This is a genomic window from Geobacter sp. SVR (genome assembly GCF_016865365.1).
GTDB lineage: Bacteria > Desulfobacterota > Desulfuromonadia > Geobacterales > Pseudopelobacteraceae > Pelotalea.
Map to the genome: position 1 here is coordinate 1,151,141 of NZ_AP024469.1, position 19,566 is coordinate 1,170,706.

The 19,566-nt window shown below is 60.3% G+C and carries 15 protein-coding genes; all 15 read left to right on the forward strand.

Annotation, left to right across the window (positions count from 1 at the left end; translation table 11 throughout):
* Positions 1 to 228 precede the first annotated feature (228 nt).
* The 15 genes from icmF to GSVR_RS05430 all read left to right on the forward strand — a co-directional run bounded on the left by icmF (position 229) and on the right by GSVR_RS05430 (position 19,232).
* Positions 229 to 3,477: a fused isobutyryl-CoA mutase/GTPase IcmF gene (icmF, locus tag GSVR_RS05360; protein ID WP_173201422.1), complete on the forward strand. Its 3,249-nt coding sequence runs from the start codon at positions 229 to 231 to the stop codon at positions 3,475 to 3,477.
* A gap of 9 nt (positions 3,478 to 3,486) precedes the next feature.
* Positions 3,487 to 4,362 carry a hypothetical protein gene (locus tag GSVR_RS05365; RefSeq protein WP_173201420.1) on the forward strand — a complete coding sequence of 292 codons (876 nt, stop codon included), beginning with the start codon at positions 3,487 to 3,489 and terminating at the stop codon, positions 4,360 to 4,362.
* Positions 4,363 to 4,606: 244 nt separating this feature from the next.
* Entirely contained in the window at positions 4,607 to 5,419 is an 813-nt protein-coding gene (locus GSVR_RS05370; RefSeq protein WP_173201418.1) for a crotonase/enoyl-CoA hydratase family protein, read from the forward strand.
* 373 nt (positions 5,420 to 5,792) lie between these two features.
* Positions 5,793 to 6,965, forward strand: a complete 1,173-nt coding sequence (locus GSVR_RS05375) for an isovaleryl-CoA dehydrogenase (RefSeq protein ID WP_173201416.1) — start codon at positions 5,793 to 5,795, stop codon at positions 6,963 to 6,965.
* 316 nt (positions 6,966 to 7,281) lie between these two features.
* The gene (locus GSVR_RS05380; protein ID WP_173201414.1) at positions 7,282 to 8,889 is read left to right on the forward strand and encodes a carboxyl transferase domain-containing protein; all 1,608 of its coding nucleotides are present in this window, start codon (positions 7,282 to 7,284) and stop codon (positions 8,887 to 8,889) included.
* A gap of 193 nt (positions 8,890 to 9,082) precedes the next feature.
* Positions 9,083 to 9,877 carry an enoyl-CoA hydratase/isomerase family protein gene (locus GSVR_RS05385; protein ID WP_173201412.1) on the forward strand — a complete coding sequence of 265 codons (795 nt, stop codon included), beginning with the start codon at positions 9,083 to 9,085 and terminating at the stop codon, positions 9,875 to 9,877.
* Between the two features lie 183 nt (positions 9,878 to 10,060).
* Positions 10,061 to 12,073: an acetyl/propionyl/methylcrotonyl-CoA carboxylase subunit alpha gene (locus tag GSVR_RS05390; protein WP_173201410.1), complete on the forward strand. Its 2,013-nt coding sequence runs from the start codon at positions 10,061 to 10,063 to the stop codon at positions 12,071 to 12,073.
* On the forward strand, positions 12,070 to 12,987 hold the full coding sequence (locus GSVR_RS05395; RefSeq protein WP_173201408.1) for a hydroxymethylglutaryl-CoA lyase: 918 nt from the start codon (positions 12,070 to 12,072) through the stop codon (positions 12,985 to 12,987). The genes GSVR_RS05390 and GSVR_RS05395 overlap by 4 nt, the downstream gene beginning before the upstream one ends.
* Before the next feature lie 153 nt (positions 12,988 to 13,140).
* Entirely contained in the window at positions 13,141 to 14,799 is a 1,659-nt protein-coding gene (locus GSVR_RS05400; protein WP_203978803.1) for an AMP-binding protein, read from the forward strand.
* 107 nt (positions 14,800 to 14,906) lie between these two features.
* Complete coding sequence (locus tag GSVR_RS05405) at positions 14,907 to 15,317, forward strand: nuclear transport factor 2 family protein (RefSeq protein WP_173201216.1); 411 nt, start codon at positions 14,907 to 14,909, stop codon at positions 15,315 to 15,317.
* Positions 15,318 to 15,558: 241 nt separating this feature from the next.
* Positions 15,559 to 16,023 (forward strand): pyridoxamine 5'-phosphate oxidase family protein, encoded by a 465-nt coding sequence (locus GSVR_RS05410; protein WP_173201218.1) that lies wholly within the window; start codon positions 15,559 to 15,561, stop codon positions 16,021 to 16,023.
* A 240-nt stretch (positions 16,024 to 16,263) separates the two neighbouring features.
* Positions 16,264 to 16,656, forward strand: coding sequence for a response regulator (locus GSVR_RS05415; protein WP_173201220.1), 393 nt, complete (start codon positions 16,264 to 16,266; stop codon positions 16,654 to 16,656).
* A 268-nt stretch (positions 16,657 to 16,924) separates the two neighbouring features.
* Positions 16,925 to 17,470 carry a DUF6125 family protein gene (locus GSVR_RS05420; RefSeq protein ID WP_173201222.1) on the forward strand — a complete coding sequence of 182 codons (546 nt, stop codon included), beginning with the start codon at positions 16,925 to 16,927 and terminating at the stop codon, positions 17,468 to 17,470.
* 63 nt (positions 17,471 to 17,533) lie between these two features.
* A complete protein-coding gene (locus GSVR_RS05425) occupies positions 17,534 to 18,076 on the forward strand; it encodes a nitroreductase family protein (protein ID WP_173201224.1) in 543 nt (180 codons plus the stop codon).
* Complete coding sequence (locus tag GSVR_RS05430) at positions 18,063 to 19,232, forward strand: Xaa-Pro peptidase family protein (protein WP_173201226.1); 1,170 nt, start codon at positions 18,063 to 18,065, stop codon at positions 19,230 to 19,232. The genes GSVR_RS05425 and GSVR_RS05430 overlap by 14 nt, the downstream gene beginning before the upstream one ends.
* Positions 19,233 to 19,566 lie beyond the last annotated feature (334 nt).

Genomic DNA, 19,566 nt, shown 5'->3' on the forward strand with positions numbered 1-19,566 from the left:
ATTCTGATTTTATGTTGCAAATATGTTTCGTATTAGATTGTTGCGATTTAGAACGTAAAAAAATAGTCAGTGACTCAGATGGTTATTGAAGGGCTGTAGATATAATTTGAATACAAATAATAACGATGGTTGATAGATATTTGATGATTACGAGTCGTCTTACATCTCACAGCAACAGTCCGGCAGATGACGGAATTGCGATGCCGGATCAGCAGAAGGAGCGGCGTAATGTATATGAACAATCCCCAGCCCTACCTGGCCAGCAACAAGGTGCGTTTCGTGACTGCCACCAGCCTGTTCGACGGTCACGACGCCTCGATCAACGTTATCCGGCGCATGCTGCAGACATCGGGCGCCGAGGTGATCCACCTGGGACACAACCGCTCGGTGGAGGAGATCGTAACCGCTGCCGTCCAGGAGGATGCCCAGGGGATAGCGGTCAGTTGCTATCAAGGGGGGCATGTCGAGTTCTTCAAGTACATCATTGATCTATTGCGGGAGCGCGGCGAGGAACACATCCGGGTGTTCGGCGGTGGCGGCGGCGTGATTGTGCCGGAGGAGATCAGCGCGATCGAAGGGTTTGGCGTCTGCAAGATTTTCTCGCCGGAAGATGGCCGCAGGATGGGATTGCAGGGGATGGTCAACCTGATGCTGCAGGCGTGCGATTTCGCTTTAGAGCGCGATACATCCGCGGAGATCGACCGTCTGGCGCAGCGGGATGTCCGGGCCGTGAACACCCTGATCACCCTGGCCGAACAGGCGGTGCACGATCATACCTCCGGTTATGGTCTGCTGCGTGAGCGCATCAGGGGCATGGCCGGAGATCTGCCGGTAATCGGCATCACCGGAACCGGCGGCGCCGGCAAGAGTTCCCTGACCGACGAACTGGTGTTGCGTTTTACCCGCGACTTTCCCGACAAGAGTGTTGCAATCCTGGCGGTGGACCCCTCCCGGCAGCGGACCGGCGGCGCCCTCTTGGGGGACAGGATCAGGATGAATGCCATCAATTCCAATCGGGTCTACATGCGTTCCCTGGCGACCCGCGACTCCCAGACCGAATTGTCCGCCGCCATTCAGGACGCCATCGACGTGGTGCGCGCGGCCGGGTATGACCTGGTGTTCGTCGAAACCAGCGGCATTGGCCAGGGCAATGCCGGGGTGGTGGGCATCTGCGACGTGTCCCTGTATGTGATGACCTGTGAGTTCGGCGCGCCGACCCAACTGGAGAAGATCGACATGCTCGATTTTGCCGACCTGGTGGCGATCAACAAGTTCGAGCGCAAGGGGGCCGAGGACGCCCTGAGAAATGTTCGCAAACAGTATCGCCGCAACCGCAATTTTTTCGACCTGACGGACGAGGATCTGCCGGTATTCGGCACGATCGCTTCCCAGTTTAATGATCCCGGCACCAACGTGCTCTACCGGGCGCTGCTGGATACGGTCAATGAGCGCACGCAGGTGGGCTGGCAGTCGCACCTCATGATCGACGAGCGGGAGAGCCTCAAAAGGTACATCATCCCTCCCGAGCGGGTGCACTACCTGGGGGAGGTCGTCCAGAGCGTGCGGGGCTACCATACGATGGTCAAGGAACAGGCCGAGGTAGCCCGGCGCCTGTTTCAGCTGAACGGCACCCGGGAGGTGGTGGCCGGTGTCGAAACGCTGGCCGAACTGGACCGGTGTATCGCATCGTACGAGTCCAGGCTGAGCGGCGAGGCCAGGCAGATTCTCAAGGACTGGCCGGAAATGAAGGCCTCCTACCGTCGTGACCAACTGGTGACCAAGGTCCGGGACAAGGAGATCAGAAGCGATCTCTACACGACGACACTTTCCGGCACCCGCATCCCCAAGGTCTGTCTGCCCGATTTCGCCGACTGGGGCGAGATCCTGCGCTGGAGCATGCTGGAGAACGCGCCTGGTTATTTTCCCTTTACCGCCGGCGTATTCCCTTTCAAGCGGGCCGAAGAAGACCCCAAGCGGCAGTTCGCCGGGGAAGGCACGCCGGAACGTACCAACCGGCGCTTCCACTACCTCTGCAAGGATGACGACGCCAAGCGGCTTTCCACGGCCTTCGACAGCGTCACGCTGTACGGCGAGGACCCGGACTACCCGCCTGACATCTACGGCAAGGTGGGGGAGAGTGGCGTTTCGATCTGCACCGTGGAAGACATGCGCAAGTTGTTTGCCGGCTTTGACCTGTGTGCTGCCAACACCAGCGTTTCGATCACTATCAACGGGCCGGCCCCGATGATGCTGGCCTTTTTCTTCAACTCCGCCATAGATCAGCAGATGGAGCGTTTCAAGGAGCGCCACGGCCGCGAGCCGAATGTCAGCGAGTACGGCGAGATCCGTTCCTGCACGCTGCAGACGGTGCGCGGCACGGTCCAGGCCGACATCCTCAAGGAGGACCAAGGGCAGAACACCTGCATCTTCTCGACCGAGTTCGCCCTGAAGATGATGGGGGACATTCAGGAGTACTTCATCGAGCAGAAGGTTCGTAATTACTATTCGGTTTCGATCAGCGGCTACCATATCGCCGAGGCAGGGGCCAATCCGATCAGTCAGCTGGCCTTCACGCTTTCCAACGGCTTCACCTTCGTGGAGTACTACTTGTCGCGCGGCATGCACATCGATGATTTCGCCCCCAATCTGTCCTATTTCTTCAGTAACGGGCTTGATCCCGAGTACACGGTGATTGGCCGGGTGGCGAGGCGGATCTGGGCAGTGACAATGCGCGAGAAGTACGGCGCCAACGACCGCAGCCAGAAGCTGAAGTACCACATCCAGACCTCGGGCCGTTCGCTGCATGCTCAGGAGATGCATTTCAACGATATCCGCACCACGCTGCAGGCGCTGATGGCCATCTACGACAACTGCAACTCTCTGCACACCAATGCCTACGACGAGGCGGTCACCACCCCCACCGAGGAGTCGGTCCGGCGGGCCATGGCGATCCAGATGATCATCACCAAGGAGTTTGGCCTGGTCAAAAACGAGAATCCGCTGCAGGGTTCATTCATCTTCGAGGAGCTGACCGATCTGGTGGAGGAGGCGGTGCTGGCCGAGTTCGAGCGGATCGATCAGCGCGGCGGCGTGCTGGGCGCCATGGAGACCCAGTACCAGCGTTCCCGGATACAGGACGAATCGATGCTGTACGAGCACAAGAAGCATAATGGCGATCTGCCGATCGTGGGGGTGAACACCTTCCGTAATCCGCGGGCCGACGAGGAGGGGGTTGCGGTGCCGGGTGAGCTGGCCCGCGCCACCAGGGAAGAGAAGGAACAGCAGATCCGGAATCTGCGCGACTTCCAGCAGACCAACCGCGACAAGGCCCCGGCTGCCTTGCGGCGGCTTCAGGAGACGGCCATGGCAGGGGGCAACACCTTTGCCGAGCTGATGGAGACCGTCAAGTACGCATCACTGGGACAAATCAGCCACGCATTGTACGAGGTGGGTGGAAAGTATCGGAGAAATATGTAGAATGCATCCATGAGCAAACTCAGCGGAAATGATGCACTTCATTCGCGCCAGGGGCGCCAGCTCTCGAGCCTGGCTGACATCAATGCCCTCGAACCGGCTGAAAAACAGCGCATTTACGCCAGCATCATTCCGGCGCGTATCTTCGAGCTTTTGCAGATTTCCCCCGCAACATTCCTGGATCCCGACGGAAACCGGCTGGTCACCCTGATCGCCCCGGAAGGGCTGGGGCTGGCCCGCATCGAAGTTAGGCGCGTTCCCCAAGACCGCCGCACGGTGTTCTTTCTCGATATAGCCGATACACAGTTCCGGCAGATGGAGCTCGCCTTCTGCATCATCAACGATCCTGCCGCCCCCCGCTTCGACGTCGATCTCGATCCCGACGGTAACGACAACTGTTTTGCCACCCTGGGGCGCAACATCCCGGAAGAGATCAGGGCCATGCGGGCCGGGCTCTTTCCCAACCAGACCAGCCGGGGGTTGAGAATGTTCGGCGAATTCTTCGCCCGCTTCGAGCGTTTCGTGGACAGTCTCGGCATGGACATGATCGTGGCCGAGCCGCTGACCTATGACAACGCCATCCGTTACGAAGGCTACGGCTTCGATTATCTCAACGGCCGGCGCATGATGGAGGAGATCAACCGGGAGTTCAGGCCGGGCGGGGTGCTGCACGCCAAGCTGGACGGCTCCAGCCCGTTCCGTATGCCGGGCATGGAGCGGACGGTTCTCGGCAGGAGTTGGGCGATTCATGACGGCATCCTGGACGAGCCGTGGGATGACCTGACGGTCGACAAAATCCTGGATGAGCCGTGGGAGGACATCAGGATCTATAAGCTGGTGGGGCAGAATGCCGGTTTGAATACTTTTCCCGAAAGAGTCGATTTATAGAACGTCGTGTTTGGTTTGATCAATGGCTATGTTTTTTGCGTAAACCGGCGGTACGGTGGTGCGGTAATTTTTGATGTAATGATTATAACCTTACGATAATTCTATTTGTTTTGTTTTGTAGAATAAATGTTTGATTTTCTCAAAAAGAAGTTGACTCTTGCGTAAGCTCATATTAGGGTGTCGCCAGAAAGGGATGTCAGATCCTGGTGCGAAGCCTGAGATGTAATAGTGTTTGGAGAATTCTATGGTCGTGCCGACGCTTAACGATGCAGCTTTGACGGTGGAGGGCAGGGTAGCACTGCTGACCTTTCAGCGGGACGATGTCCGTAATGCTCTGACAGGAACGGCCCTGATGGATGACCTTCTGGCGGTGCTCGATTGGGCCGACCGGGAAAAAGGGATCTCAGTGCTGGTCATCACCGGAGACGGAGCGGCCTTTTCCTCGGGGGGCAACATCAAGGAGATGCAGGAGAAAAAGGGGACCTTTGCCGGATCGGCCATGGAGATCCGGGAGAGCTACCGGCGCGGCATTCAGCAGATACCACTGGCAATGCACCGTGCAGAGATTCCGCTGATTGCCGCTGTCAACGGGCCGGCCATCGGTGCCGGTTTTGACCTGGCCTGCATGTGCGATCTGCGTATCGCCTCCAGCAGGGCCGTGGTGGGGGAAACCTTCATCAATCTCGGCATCATCCCGGGCGACGGCGGAGCATGGTTTCTGCAGCGCCTGGTCGGCTATCAGCGCGCCGCCGAACTGACCCTGACCGGCAGGCTGCTGAAGGCGGACGAGGCTTTGCAGATGGGGCTGTTCCTGGAGGTGGTCGAGCCCGAGGCATTGCTGGACCGGGCCCTGGAGCTGGCCAGGCAGATCGCTGCCAAGCCCCCCCAGGCCCTGCGTTTGACCAAGCGCCTGCTGAAGCTGGCCCAGCGCAGCGAACTGCCCGATTTTCTGGAGTTGTGCGCCTCCTTTCAGGCCATGGCGCACCATACAGCGGATCACCGGGAGGCGGTCGACGCCTTCCTGGAAAAACGGGCGCCCAGATTTAGCGGGAATTGACGAAGCACATGAAACCTTCATTCACAGGGATATACAGGATGGACAGGATGGGAAGCCGCTGCTTACACAAGCGTAACACCGGGTAACGTGCCGCAAGACTGGGCCCGAACCCGTAAGGCCTTCCAGCCTTCACTCGCTACCCGTGCCTCTGCTCCTGCGTTTCCGGCATGAGGCGCATCCCGGCGGAGGTGAGGCGGCAGTGCCGGCATGAAACGGAGCCGGCGACGATCGAGCCCCGGCACGACGCTCGCTGCGGCTTCCAGGCCTTACGGATTCACCTCTGATTGAGAGTCTTTTGAAGTTCTCCGTGTCTCTGTGTCTCTGTGGCAGATGTGTTTTCGTATAAATCACTTTCGCTTGCCGGAGGTTGAGCATGAATACGTATCCCACGCTGAATTTCGATCTGGGTGAAACAGCCGATCTGCTGCGGGAAACGGTCGAGGCCTTTGCGAGGGCCGAGATTGCGCCGCGTGCGGCGGATATCGATCGTGACAACCACTTCCCGATGGACCTCTGGCGCACGATGGGGGAACTGGGGCTGCACGGGATCACCGTACCCGAGGAGTACGGCGGGGCGGGCATGAGCTACCTGGAACATGTGGTGGCCATCGAGGAGATCAGCCGCGCCTCGGCCTCGGTGGCCCTGGCCTACGGCGCCCATTCCAACCTCTGCATCAACCAGATCTACCGCAATGCCAACGAGGAGCAGAAACGCCGCTACCTGCCCAAGTTGATCAGCGGCGAGCATGTGGGTGCCCTGGCCATGAGCGAGGCGGGCGCCGGTTCGGACGTGGTCGGCATGCGTCTGCGGGCCGACCGCAGGGGGGACCGCTACATCCTGAACGGCACCAAGATGTGGATCACCAATGGCCCCCATGCCGATACTCTGTTCGTGTATGCCAAGACCGACATCAATGCCGGGTCCAAGGGCATCACTGCCTTTCTGATCGAAAAGGGTTTCAAGGGCTTTTCCACGGCCCAGAAGCTGGACAAGCTCGGCATGCGTGGTTCTGATACCTGCGAGCTGGTATTCGAAGACTGCGAAGTACCGGCGGAAAATGTGGTCGGCACGGTGGGGGAAGGGGTCAAGGTGCTGATGAGCGGCCTGGACTACGAGCGGGCGGTGCTGGCGGCCGGGCCGCTGGGCATCATGCGGGCCTGCCTGGACGTGGTCATCCCCTATATCCACGAGCGTCGCCAGTTCGGCAAGGCCATCGGCGAATTTCAACTGATGCAGGGCAAGATCGCCGACATGTACAGCACCATGAACGCCTGCCGGGCCTATGTCTATGCCGTGGCCCGCGCCTGCAGCGGCCGGCATTCCATCCGCAAGGACGCGGCCGGTGCCATACTCTACGCGGCGGAAAAGGCCACCTGGATGGCCCTGGAGGCGATCCAGATCCTGGGGGGCAACGGGTACATCAACGAATATCCCACCGGGCGGCTGCTGCGCGATGCCAAGCTGTACGAGATCGGGGCCGGCACCAGCGAGATCCGGCGCATGCTGATCGGCCGGGAGCTGTTCAACGAGACCGGTCCGCATTGAAAGGTTGTTGAAAAACGGGCATCTCGCCGCCGTCCTCGTCAGCCCTCTTGTGCGGCGTAGCGCTGCTACGCCTCCGCGGGGCTTCCTGCGGGTGCGACGATCTACCCATTTTTGAACAACCTGGGAATTTCAACAACCTCTTAACGCTGCAATGGGCCGAGGATGACTTTGATTGGGCAGAACTACGCGGATTCAAAACACCGATCACGAAGATAGTATCTGCACACATCCGCTGAAATCCAGATATGATCCGTGTTCTTTAGGTCCTTGGGGCCATTGCCTTTGATTGTTTTCATGTTTTTTCCGGGAGAGTTGCATGACGATTCTCAAGACTTCCGTAAATACCTCCTCGGAGGATTTCCGGCGTAATGCCGAGGTGATGGCGACGCAGGTGGCCGACCTGCGGAGCAAGGTGGCTGCCATCGCCCTGGGGGGTGACGAAAAGGCCCGCAAAAAGCACATCGAGCGGGGCAAGCTTCTGCCGCGCGAACGCATCCGTCAGCTGCTCGATGTCGGTTCTCCCTTTCTGGAGCTGTCCCAGTTCGCCGCCTGGGGGCTGTACGGCGACGAGGTTCCGGCCGCCGGCATCATCACCGGCATCGGTCGCGTCCAGGGGCAGGAATGCATGATCGTGGTCAACGACGCCACGGTCAAGGGGGGCACCTACTATCCCGTCACCGTCAAAAAACACCTGCGGGCCCAGGAGATCGCCCGGGAAAACAACCTGCCCTGCATCTATCTGGTCGATTCCGGCGGCGCCTTTCTGCCGCGCCAGGACGACGTCTTCCCCGATCGGGATCATTTCGGCCGGATCTTCTACAACCAGGCCACCATGTCCGCTATGGGGATACCCCAGATCGCGGTGGTGATGGGCTCTTGCACCGCCGGGGGGGCATATGTTCCGGCCATGTCCGACGAGAGCGTCATCGTGCGCCGCCAGGGAACGATCTTTCTGGCCGGCCCGCCGCTGGTCAGGGCCGCCACCGGCGAGGTGGTCAGCGCCGAGGACCTGGGAGGCGCCGACGTGCATTGCCGCACCTCGGGGGTGACCGACCATTACGCTGCCGACGATTGCCACGCCCTGTCCATCGCCCGCCGGATCGTGGGCAACCTCAACCGGGTCAAGCGGCCGAACCTGGCGCTGCGCGAACCGCTGCCCCCGGCCTACGATCCTTCCGAGATCTACGGCGTGATACCGACCGACACCCGTAAGCCCTACGATGTGCGCGAAGTCATCGCTCGCATCACGGACGGCTCGGAGTTCGACGAATTCAAGCAGCTCTACGGCACCACCCTGGTGTGCGGCTTTGCCCACATCTGGGGCTATCCGGTCGGCATCGTGGCCAACAACGGGATATTGTTCTCCGAATCGGCCCTCAAGGGCACCCACTTCATCGAACTCTGCAGCCAGCGCGGCATTCCCCTGATCTTCCTGCAGAACATCTCCGGCTTCATGGTGGGCAGCAAGTACGAGGCAGGGGGCATTGCCCGGGATGGCGCCAAGATGGTCACGGCCGTGGCCTGCGCCCGGGTACCCAAGTTCACCATCCTGATCGGCGGCAGCTTCGGCGCCGGCAACTACGGCATGTGCGGCCGGGCCTACGGCCCCCGCTTTTTGTGGATGTGGCCCAATGCGCGTATCTCGGTCATGGGGGGGGAGCAGGCCGCCAGCGTGCTGGCACAGGTCAGACGCGACGGCATGGAGATGCGCGGGGAGAGCTGGAGCGCCGAGGAGGAGCAGGCCTTCAAGGCCCCGATCCGCGAACAGTACGAAACCCAGGGGCATCCCTACTATGCCAGTGCCCGGCTGTGGGACGACGGCATCATCGACCCGGCCGATACGCGCATGGTGCTGGGCCTGGCCATCTCCGCGGCCATGAATGCGCTGGCGGAAAGGACACAGTTCGGGGTGTTCCGGATGTAAGAATGTTAAAATAGAAAAGCAATGGGCCACAGATGACGCGGATTGACCGGATTTGCACGGATTTGTTAAAGACCGGCAGGCTTGGTTTGACTGGAGAACCACATGGTAATTAGGTTTAATCCGCCTTTATCCGTCTGATCTGCATCATCCGTGTTCCATTATGCTTTGTATTTATGAATAAGGTGCCTAACTCATGAACGAAGCGACCATTCTTACCAACATCGACCAGCGGGGCATCGCGACCCTGACCATGAACCGGCCCGAGCTGCACAATGCCTTCGACGACCTCCTTATAGCCGGTCTGACCGCGGAGCTGAAACGTCTGGAGGCCGACCAACGGGTGCGCATCGTGCGCTTGGCGGCCAGCGGCACAAGCTTTTCCGCCGGTGCCGACCTCACCTGGATGCGCCGCATGGCCGGCTACACCTACGAGCAGAACCTGGCCGATGCACAAGGGCTGGCGACCTTGATGCAGACCCTGAACGGGCTGGACAAGCCGACCATCGCCCTGGTCCAGGGGGCGGCATATGGCGGCGGGGTGGGGCTGGTGGCCTGCTGCGACATTGTCCTGGCCGTGAAGCAGGCCAGCTTTTGCCTGTCGGAAGTCAGGCTCGGGCTCATCCCGGCCGTCATTTCCCCCTATGTGATCGACGCCATCGGGGCCCGGGCCTGCCGGCGCTATTTCCTGAGCGCCGAAACGTTCAGCGCACAGGAGGCCTGCCGGCTGGGGTTGGTGCACGAGGTGGTGGAGGATGGCGATGCGCTCTGGGAGCGCAGCGCACAGCTGTGCGGCCAGCTCCTGAAGAACGGCCCCGGTGCCATGGCCGATGCCAAACGGCTGATCGCCGCAGTGGCCGGACGCCGGCCGGACGAGGCCCCGATCGATGAGACGGCCGCCCGGATTGCCGAACGGCGGGCCAGCAGAGAAGGACAGGAAGGGCTGGCTGCCTTCCTGGAGAAGCGCACACCGGATTGGCTCGCACATTGAGCATAGTGGAACACGGATGACGCGGATTGACCCAGAAGCGGGCCTAAACAGCGGATGGACACGGATTAAACAGCCTGAGTCTTCAGGTGTTACACCCAAAATCGGTTTATCCGCCTTTATCCGCCCAATCCGCGTCATCCGCGTTCCATTGCTTTTGTCGTCACCCACACTAAAGGAAACACCATGTTCGACAAGATCCTGATCGCCAACCGTGGCGAGATCGCCTGCCGCATCATCCGCACCGCCCGCCGTCTCGGCATCCGTACCGTGGCGGTCTACTCCGACGCCGATGCCCAAGCGCTGCACGTGTCCCTGGCGGACGAGGCTTTGCGGATCGGTCCGGCCCCGGCCCGGGAGAGCTACCTGCGGCCGGAGCTGATCCTGGAGGCGGCCCGCAGGAGCGGCGCCGGGGCCATTCATCCCGGCTACGGCTTCCTCTCCGAAAACGCCGAGTTCGCCGAGGCCTGTGCCGAAGCGGGGCTGATCTTCATCGGTCCGCCGGCCGGCGCCATCCGGGCCATGGGCTCCAAAAGCGCTGCCAAGCAGATCATGGAAGCGGCGGCAGTGCCTCTGGTGCCTGGCTACCACGGCGAACAACAGGACCCGGAGCTGCTGGCTCGGGCCGCCGCCGGGATCGGCTATCCGGTGCTGATCAAGGCCAGCGCCGGCGGCGGCGGCAAGGGCATGCGGGTGGTCGGGGAGGCGGCGGCCTTTGACGACGCCCTGGTCGCTGCGAAACGGGAAGCGCTGTCCGGGTTCGGCGATGACCGGGTGCTGCTGGAAAAATACCTGACCAGGCCACGCCACGTGGAGATCCAGGTCTTTGCCGACAGCCTGGGCAATGTCGTGCATTTGTTCGAGCGCGACTGCTCCATCCAGCGCCGGCACCAGAAGGTACTGGAGGAGGCGCCGGCGCCGGGCATGCCGGAGGAGCTGCGCCGCAGCATGGGGGCGGCTGCCGTGGCCGTGGCCCGGGCCATCGGCTATGTCGGGGCCGGTACGGTCGAATTCCTGCTGGATCAGGACGGTTCCTTCTATTTCATGGAGATGAACACCCGCCTCCAGGTGGAGCATCCGGTCACGGAGATGATCACCGGCCAGGACCTGGTGGAGTGGCAGTTCAGGGTGGCTGCCGGTGAGCCGCTCCCTCTGGGCCAGGAACAATTGACCATCAGCGGCCATGCAATCGAAGCGCGCATCTATGCCGAGGACCCCCAGCGCGATTTCCTCCCCTCCATCGGCATCCTCGGGCATCTGCGTACGCCGCAGGAGAATGCCCATGTCAGGATCGATACCGGCGTGCGGGCCGGGGACGAGGTCAGCATCCATTACGACCCGATGATCGCCAAGCTGATCGTCTGGGATACCGACCGCACCGGTGCCCTGCGCCGGTTGGCAACGGCCCTGGCCGAATACCAGGTGGTGGGCGTGACCACCAATGTGGCGTTCCTGGCCACCCTGGCCGGCCATCCCGCCTTTGCAGCCGGCGACCTCGACACCGGCTTCATCGAGCGCCACCGGACAGCGCTGTTCCCCAGGATCAGCCCGGCCACGGACCAGGTGCTGGCCCTGGCCTGCCTGGATGTGCTGCTGCGCCGCACACGCGAGGCGCAGCAGGCGGCAGCCGCATCGCCGGACCCCTGGTCCCCCTGGCACCTGACCAGCGGCTGGCGTATGAACGTGGATAACCACCATGTGCTGGTCTTCCGCGACAACGGGACCGATATCAGCATCATTGCCCACTACCGCCCTTCCGGGTACCTCCTGGAACTTCCCGGAGGGGAGCAGATGGCGTCCGGCAGCCTGGACCACAACGGCGACATCCTGGCCGACCTGAACGGAGCGCGCTGCAGGGCGACGGTGGTGCGCCACAACGACGATCTGGTGATCGTGATCCAGGGGCGCAGCCATCGCCTGACGCTGCACGACCCGCTGGCCCATGTGGGGGAACAAGAGGATCAGGGGGGACGGCTGACCGCCCCGATGCCGGGCAAGATCGTGGCAGTGCTGGTGGAACCGGGGGCGCGGGTCGCCAAGGGGACACCGCTGGTGATCCTGGAGGCCATGAAGATGGAGCACACCATTGCTGCGCCACGCGACGGCCTGGTGTCCGAGATCCACTTCAGCGTCGGCGCCGTGGTCAACGAGGGGGCGGAATTACTGGCCTTTGCCGCCGATGGGGAGCAGACGCCGTGAGAGTGCCGAAGCGGGTGAAAATGGTGGAAGTGGGGCCGCGGGACGGCCTGCAGAACGAGCAGGCGATCGTGCCGACCGAGGTCAAGGTGGAACTGATCAACCGCCTCTCGGCCACCGGCCTGAGCGTGATCGAGTCCACCAGTTTCGTCTCCCCCAAATGGGTGCCCCAGATGGCCGACAACGCCCAGGTGATGGCCGGCATCACCCGCCGCCCCGGTGTCAGCTATCCGGTGCTGGTGCCGGGCATGCAGGGCTTCGAGGCGGCCGTGGCGGCCGGAGCCCGGGAGCTAGCGGTCTTTACGGCCGCCTCCGAGGCTTTCTGCCAGCACAACATCAACTGCTCCATTGCCCAGAGCCTGGAACGCTTCGCACCGGTCATGGAGGCGGCCCACCAGCGCACCATCAAGGTGCGCGGCTATGTCTCCTGCGTGCTCGGCTGCCCCTACCAGGGGGAGGTGCCGCTGGAAACGGTGGCGGACGTGTCCCAGCGCCTGCTGGAGCTGGGCTGTTACGAGATCTCCCTGGGGGATACCATCGGCCGGGGCACCCCGGCCAAGGCCCAGGCCATGGTCAAGGCGGTTGCGGCGCGGGTGCCCCGCCGGCGGCTGGCCGTCCATTTCCACGATACCTACGGTCAGGCCCTGGCCAATATCCTGGCGGTGCTGGAACTGGGCATATCGGTGGTGGACAGCTCCGTGGCCGGACTGGGGGGCTGCCCCTATGCCAAGGGGGCTACCGGCAATGTTGCCAGCGAGGATCTGCTCTGCATGCTGAACGGCCTGGGCATCGAGACCGGCGTGGACCTGACGAGGCTGATCGCGGCCGGGCTGTATATCTCCAGCTACCTGGGACGTCCCACTGGTTCCAAGGTGGCGCGGGCCCTGGGCCAGGAGATGACGCTGGAAAACACGTAAACCAACTTCATGGAACACGGAAAAATCTGAAAAGGCGGGAATAGTCGGATTTTGAATCTGAATAAGATCCGGATGTATCCGTTGTTTCCGCCTATTCCGCGTTCCATCGTAGTAAGCTTTCTATCTTCATCCCGTTTCACAGGAGGTCTTGGCATGTCGCAACCGATTACTTTGACTGTCGGCGGACTTTTGGACGACATGGCCCGTCGTTATCCCGACAACGATGCGCTGGTCTACCCCGAGCGCGGCCTGCGCTACAGCTACCACCAGTTCAACGACCTCTGCCGCCAGGTGGCCAAAGGGCTCCTGGCCATGGGCATCAAAAAAGGGGACCACCTCTCGATCTGGGCCTACAACGTACCGGAATGGGTGATCCTGCAGTTTGCCACCGCCAAGATCGGCGCCGTACTGGTCACGGTCAACACCAGCTACAAGAGTGCTGAACTGGAATACATCCTCAACCAGTCCGACTCCACCACCCTCTTCATGGTGCGCAGTTTCAAAGACTCGGACTACGTCCAGACCGTCAACGACGTGATCCCCGAACTCACCACCAGTCAGCCGGGCCAGCTGAACACCCCCAAACTGCCCCACCTCAAACGGGTGATCTTCATCGGCGACAACACCCCGGCCGGCATGCTCAACTTCAACAGCATCATCGGCCAGGGAAAAGACATCAGCGACCAGCGCCTGGCCGCCGTGGAAGCCGGGCTGGACTGCCACGACACCATCAACATGCAGTACACCTCCGGCACCACCGGCTTTCCCAAAGGGGTCATGCTGACCCACTACAACGTCGTCAACAACGGCTACAACATCGGCGAATGCATGCGCCTGACCGAAAAGGACCGGCTCTGCATCCCGGTGCCCTTCTTCCACTGCTTCGGCTGCGTGCTGGGGGTCATGGCCTGCGTCACCCACGGCACCACCATGGTCCCGGTGGAAATCTTCGACCCGCTCAAAGTCCTGCAGACCATCGAAAAGGAAAAATGCACCGCCGTCCACGGCGTCCCCACCATGTTCATCGCCGAACTGGAACACCCCCAATTCAAAACCTTCGACCTCACCAGCCTCAGAACCGGCATCATGGCCGGCTCCAACTGCCCCATCGAAGTCATGAAAAAGGTCATAGCCGACATGCACGCCTCTGAAATCACCATCGCCTACGGCCAGACCGAATCCTCACCGGTCATCACCCAGACCCGCACGGACGACGCCATCGAACTGCGGGTGGCCACGGTAGGCCGGGCCCTGCCGGACGTGGAAGTCAAAATCGTCGACATCGAAACCGGAGCCACACTGCCCCCCGGCAAACAGGGGGAACTGTGCACCCGGGGCTATTTGGTCATGAAAGGCTACTACAAAATGCCTGACGAAACCGCCCGTGCCATTGACAGCGACAACTGGCTGCACACCGGGGACCTTGCCATCATGGACGAAAACGGCTACTGCAAAATCACCGGCCGGATCAAGAACATGATCATCCGCGGCGGGGAAAACATCTACCCCCGCGAAATCGAAGAATACCTCTACACCCACCCGAAAATCAGCGACGTCCAGGTCTACGGCGTGCCTGACCGTAAATACGGCGAGCAGGTCATGGCCTCGATCATCCTCAAAAAAGGCATGACAATGGATGAAGAGGAAGTGCGTGCCTTCTGCCGTGACAAAATCGCCAACTACAAAATCCCGAAGTATGTACGCTTCGTCGAGAACTACCCGATGACCGCCAGCGGCAAGATCCAGAAATTCAAGATGCGTGAGATGGCGATCAAGGAGATGCAGCTGGATGAGGCGGGGCCGACGGCGTGATTTCGGAGGCGCCCGAGAATGCCGTGCCGCTCTAAGATATTGGAATACAGAGGGACAGTGTGTATAGTGTCCCCAAAAAGCCGAGAGGCGCAGAAGGAGTAGCGACCATGATGACCACAGAACAGGCGCGTGAATTCACCGACCGCTGGCTGCCGAAGTGGACCGGAAACAAGCCGGAAGAGTTGCTGGCCTTCTATGCGGACGATGCCTTTTTCCTGGACCCCGGCCGCCCGCTCGGCATTCGCGGCAAGGAACAGCTCAGGATCTATTTCACCAAGGTGCTTGCCCATAATCCCGCTTGGGTCTGGACCCAGATCGAACCGATCCCGCTGGAAGGGGGCTTCATGAACAAACTGGCAGCCCGCATCCCGGTGGGAGACAAGGTTGTTGTGGAGTGCGTCGGGCTCTGCTTTCTGCAGTTCGACGATCAGGGGAAGATCAAACGCAATGAGATCTACTTCGATCGCACCGAGCTGATCAGGGAGATCAACAAGTTCCGCCAGTCGATCGCACACTGATATCCTGGCGTGCTGTTACATGGCCCCGCTTCTGTGCATGCAGAGGCGGGGCCGTTTTTGTGAGGGGGAAGACAAGAAAACGGGCCCGTCGGCCGGAGCGGGATATTGAGTGTCTTTTCCGCGGAGCTTGTGGTACATAGCTAGCAGTACCGGCTTGGACAGCCGACTTTTGTACTTACCTGCTGTCACCGGTACAGAGACAGGATGGGAAAACAGCATCAATCAGGAAAGGTGCCATTGCATGCAGAAGGACCTCCGTCGTAAAGATCGGGCCCTCGGCCCTGAGGAAAAACGTGAGCTGCTCGCCCGGGGAGAATACGGAGTGCTCTCGACGGTTGCCGCGGACGGGGCGCCATACGGTGTTCCGGTCAGTTACTGCCTCATGGATGAGGCCCTTTATTTCCACTGTGCAGTGGAAGGGCACAAGCTGGACAATATCGCCGCCAACAGCAGCGTATCATTTTGCGTGGTTGGGACAACCGAACTGCTGCCGGACCAGTTTGCCACCCGTTACGAAAGCGTGATCGTTTCCGGCAGGGGAGAAGAGGTGTTCGGCACCGAAAAACAGCGCGCTCTGGAGGAACTGGTCGTGAAGTATTCGCACAACTTCATGTCCGAGGGGCAGCGCTACATCGAGGCTCACTCCGGTCAGACCAGAGTGTTCAGGATCGGCATTGCGGATATTTCGGGAAAGGCGCGACGATAGTACATCCCCCCCTGTGATCGGCGAACCGTTGGCCCATTACAGCATGGTACCACATGCTATTGCGCCTCCGCCAGCTCTCTTGCCCGATTCGCTGCGGTTTCCCGAAAGGGTTTCTTTCCAAGGGGGCGTCTCCTCGACGCAAATGGCTTGACAGCGCCGGCGTAACAGACTTAACTGGAGAAACAGTCATTGGACCGAGAACTTACATCATGACACCCGGATCAGTACAATGGAGGTACAATGTCTGTCAGAGTTGTGATTTTCGAGGACGATGTCCTGACGCTGGAGATGCTCAGAAAGTGCCTGACCGCACGCGGGTACGAGGTAACGGGCTACACTGACCCACAGATGTGCCGGCTGAACGGCGACCCCGTGTGCCGATGTCCGCGGGAACTTTCCTGCGGCGATATCCTGATCACCGATAATTATATGCCGCACATGACCGGTCTGGAGTTGATCCGCCAGCAGAGCCTGCGGGGCTGCAAGGCAGTCAGGCACAGAGCGGTCATTTCGGGCAATTTGTCCCCATCCGATCGAGAGGCCGCCAGGGAGCTCGGATGCAAGGTCTTCCCCAAGCCGGTTGTTCTGCAGGAACTGTTTGCCTGGCTGCGGGAGTGCCAGGACAACCTGTAAGCCGTACCAGCCATTCCATATAACCTCTCTTCTTTTTGCCGTTCATGTCTTGGCAGACCCCGCTTCGCCGCATCATTTTGCCTGCCTGTCAGATTAATCAAATATTGTATAATCATGTTTTACTTTTGCTTGACATGCACGTAAAGATGTATACACTTCACCGGGTCAAATGACCTTGGTTTGATGTGGCCGCAACAATCTACCCGAACACGGTTGCTCTCTTCCGATCGGAAGGGAATTTATTCCAGGAATTTCAGGGAGGTGCATCATGTCCAGTGCCGAGCGAGCGGGAGACGAAGGGGTCGCCCTGCTGTACGACCTGAGCAAGGAAGAACTGGTGCGTATCATAGTCGATGACGCCAAAAACTGGCTGGCCCACGATGGGGTCTGGTTCCAGGCGATCGAGAAGCGCTACGGCATGGATGTGGCGGTGGATATCGACACCGATGCCTGGCGGTCGTTTACGGTGATCGAGGCCAAGCGGATCATGGAGCGGCGGGGAATCAGGCCCGGAGGGGGCATACTGGCCCTGGTGGAATGCCTGAAGCACCGCTTCTATGCCCGGCTGAACCTGCAGGAATGCATCGAGGTGACCGATACGCGGGCGGTGTTCAGGATGCTCGACTGCCGGGTCCAATCGGCACGCAAACGGAAAGGGCTTGCCGACCATCCCTGCAAATCGGTGGGAATTGTCGAGTACTCCGAATTTGCCAGGACAGTGGATCCTCGTATCGCCACCCGCTGCATCGCCTGCCCGCCGGACGAGCACCCTGATGATTTCTGGTGCGCCTGGGAATTCAAACTCGAAGTATAAAAAATTTGATGTATGGTGACGGACTCGGTTTCACATCTATGACAACTGAAAGCAGGGGTGCACATGGACATTTTTCAGGTAATCGGCAACAGGCGCAGCATCAGAAAATACAAGGATATCCCGGTTGAACGCCAGAAGATCGAGCAGATACTGGATGCGGCCCGCCTGGCGCCGTCGTGGAAGAATCAGCAATGCTGGCGTTTTCTCGTGCTGAGCGATGAGGGCAAGAGGCGGGCGATGCTGGATGCATTCCCGGACGACAATCCCGGCAAGAAGGCCCTGGCTCAGGCACCGGTGGTGATCGTCGTCTGCGCTGATCAGGAGGAGTCCGGCATCGAGAACGGCATCGAGTATTACGTCGCCGACACAGCCATCGCTTTCCAGCACCTCTGCCTAGCGGCTCATGCCCTGGGTCTGGGCAGTTGCTGGATGGGATGGTACGAGGAGGGGGCCATCAGGACTGCTCTGGGTATACCGGATCGTTTCAGGGTTGTGGGAGTGACGCCGCTCGGCTATCCCGACCAGGAGCCGAAGGCACGTCCGCGCAAAGAGCTCAGCGAAATCGCATTCTTCGAAGACTGGGGGAAACCGTATGATAACTGTTGAGGAATCGGGTCGGCGTATTGCACGCCTGCAGCAGGAGTTGCTGAACAAGGGGATCGATGGGGCGCTGATCCTCTTGCCTATCGATGTCTTCTACTTTTCAGGCACGCGGCAGAATTCGGTCCTGTGGGTGCCGGCCACAGGCAACCCGCTGCTGCTGGTGCGCAAGAGTTACCTGAGGGCCAGGGAAGAGGCGATGATTGCCGATATCCGCCCCTTCCCCTCCAGCAAGGAATTTCCGGCCCTGTTCGGGGAGGAGGTCAGGAAGGTCGGTCTCACCTTCGATGTCGTGCCGGTCCAGCAGTACAACCTGTACAACAAGCTGATGCCGGGGCGCGAGTTCGTCGACATTTCCGGTATCAACCGCGAGATCCGCTCGGTCAAGTCCGAGGGGGAGCTGGAACTGATGGGAAAGGCGGGCAGGGCTCTGTGCGGGATCTTCAGCCAGATTCCGGAATTTCTGAAGCCTGGCATGCGCGAGCTTGATCTGGCTGCGGAATTCGAATACCGCCTCAGGAAGGCCGGGGGTGAAGGGTTTGTCAGGATGCGCGCCTTCAACCAAGAACTGTTTCTGGGGATGGCCCTGACCGGAACCAATGCCGTAAAGCCCGGTTTCTTTGATGGTGCCGTCACCGGGCAGGGGCTGTCGGCCGCTTCCCCGCAGGGTTCATCCAACGAGGTCATAACTGCCAACTCGCCGGTATTCGTCGACTATACCGGCGTCTTCGACGGCTATATCGTCGATATGACCCGCATCTTCGTCATTGGATCGCTGGATGCGGAACTGGAGCGGGCTTTTGCAACCTCGTTGGCCATTCAACGGACTGTAGTCGCGGGGCTGGTCCCGGGGGCGATCTGCGAAGAGCTTTTCTTCAAGGCTGCGGAGATGGCCGAACAGGCCGGACTCGGCCGGCACTTCATGGGGGCTCCGGGCGAGAACGCACGTTTTGTAGGCCATGGAGTGGGCTTGGAACTGGACGAGTTCCCGGTCCTGGCCCAAGGCTTCAAAGTGCCGCTGCAGGCCGGGCAGACCATTGCCATCGAGCCCAAATTCGTCTTTCCCGGTCTCGGTGTGATCGGAATAGAAAATACTTTTGCGGTCAGTGCGGACGGCGGGATGAACCTGACTGACATTCCCGACGATATCGTCTACCTCTGAGATTTCCGAAACGCCCACTTCCGCATCCGCAACTCATGCAGCATCAAGCGGGGATGTCTCCGGCATCCCCGCTTCTTTCCGCTTTTCCTGTCCAACGTTCCAAACCTCTTTCTGGTAAAATAATTTAAACAAAACTTTGTTTGTCGATACCTGCCAGCGTGGCCTATGCAGGCGCTTTACCGGCATCGGCTCATGTCGTCCTGCATTTTGTGCCATGAACGCTGGTTGTGTCCGGCATCGGGGTTGCACGATTATCTTATTGGAATGAAGAGAAAGTTGTCATGCTATCTATGGGGAGAATAAATGACGAAACGGCTGTCTTTATTGGGGCGGA

Bases quoted from the DNA above. Each gene is read 5' to 3' on its own strand.
- GSVR_RS05415 (WP_173201220.1), top strand. From the start codon at position 16,264: ATGTCTGTCAGAGTTGTGATTTTCGAGGACGATGTCCTGACGCTGGAG.
- icmF (WP_173201422.1), top strand. From the start codon at position 229: ATGTATATGAACAATCCCCAGCCCTACCTGGCCAGCAACAAGGTGCGT.
- GSVR_RS05410 (WP_173201218.1), top strand. From the start codon at position 15,559: ATGCAGAAGGACCTCCGTCGTAAAGATCGGGCCCTCGGCCCTGAGGAA.
- GSVR_RS05405 (WP_173201216.1), top strand. From the start codon at position 14,907: ATGATGACCACAGAACAGGCGCGTGAATTCACCGACCGCTGGCTGCCG.
- GSVR_RS05420 (WP_173201222.1), top strand. From the start codon at position 16,925: ATGTCCAGTGCCGAGCGAGCGGGAGACGAAGGGGTCGCCCTGCTGTAC.
- GSVR_RS05375 (WP_173201416.1), top strand. From the start codon at position 5,793: ATGAATACGTATCCCACGCTGAATTTCGATCTGGGTGAAACAGCCGAT.
- GSVR_RS05380 (WP_173201414.1), top strand. From the start codon at position 7,282: ATGACGATTCTCAAGACTTCCGTAAATACCTCCTCGGAGGATTTCCGG.
- GSVR_RS05365 (WP_173201420.1), top strand. From the start codon at position 3,487: ATGAGCAAACTCAGCGGAAATGATGCACTTCATTCGCGCCAGGGGCGC.
- GSVR_RS05370 (WP_173201418.1), top strand. From the start codon at position 4,607: ATGGTCGTGCCGACGCTTAACGATGCAGCTTTGACGGTGGAGGGCAGG.
- GSVR_RS05430 (WP_173201226.1), top strand. From the start codon at position 18,063: ATGATAACTGTTGAGGAATCGGGTCGGCGTATTGCACGCCTGCAGCAG.
- GSVR_RS05425 (WP_173201224.1), top strand. From the start codon at position 17,534: ATGGACATTTTTCAGGTAATCGGCAACAGGCGCAGCATCAGAAAATAC.
- GSVR_RS05385 (WP_173201412.1), top strand. From the start codon at position 9,083: ATGAACGAAGCGACCATTCTTACCAACATCGACCAGCGGGGCATCGCG.
- GSVR_RS05400 (WP_203978803.1), top strand. From the start codon at position 13,141: ATGTCGCAACCGATTACTTTGACTGTCGGCGGACTTTTGGACGACATG.
- GSVR_RS05390 (WP_173201410.1), top strand. From the start codon at position 10,061: ATGTTCGACAAGATCCTGATCGCCAACCGTGGCGAGATCGCCTGCCGC.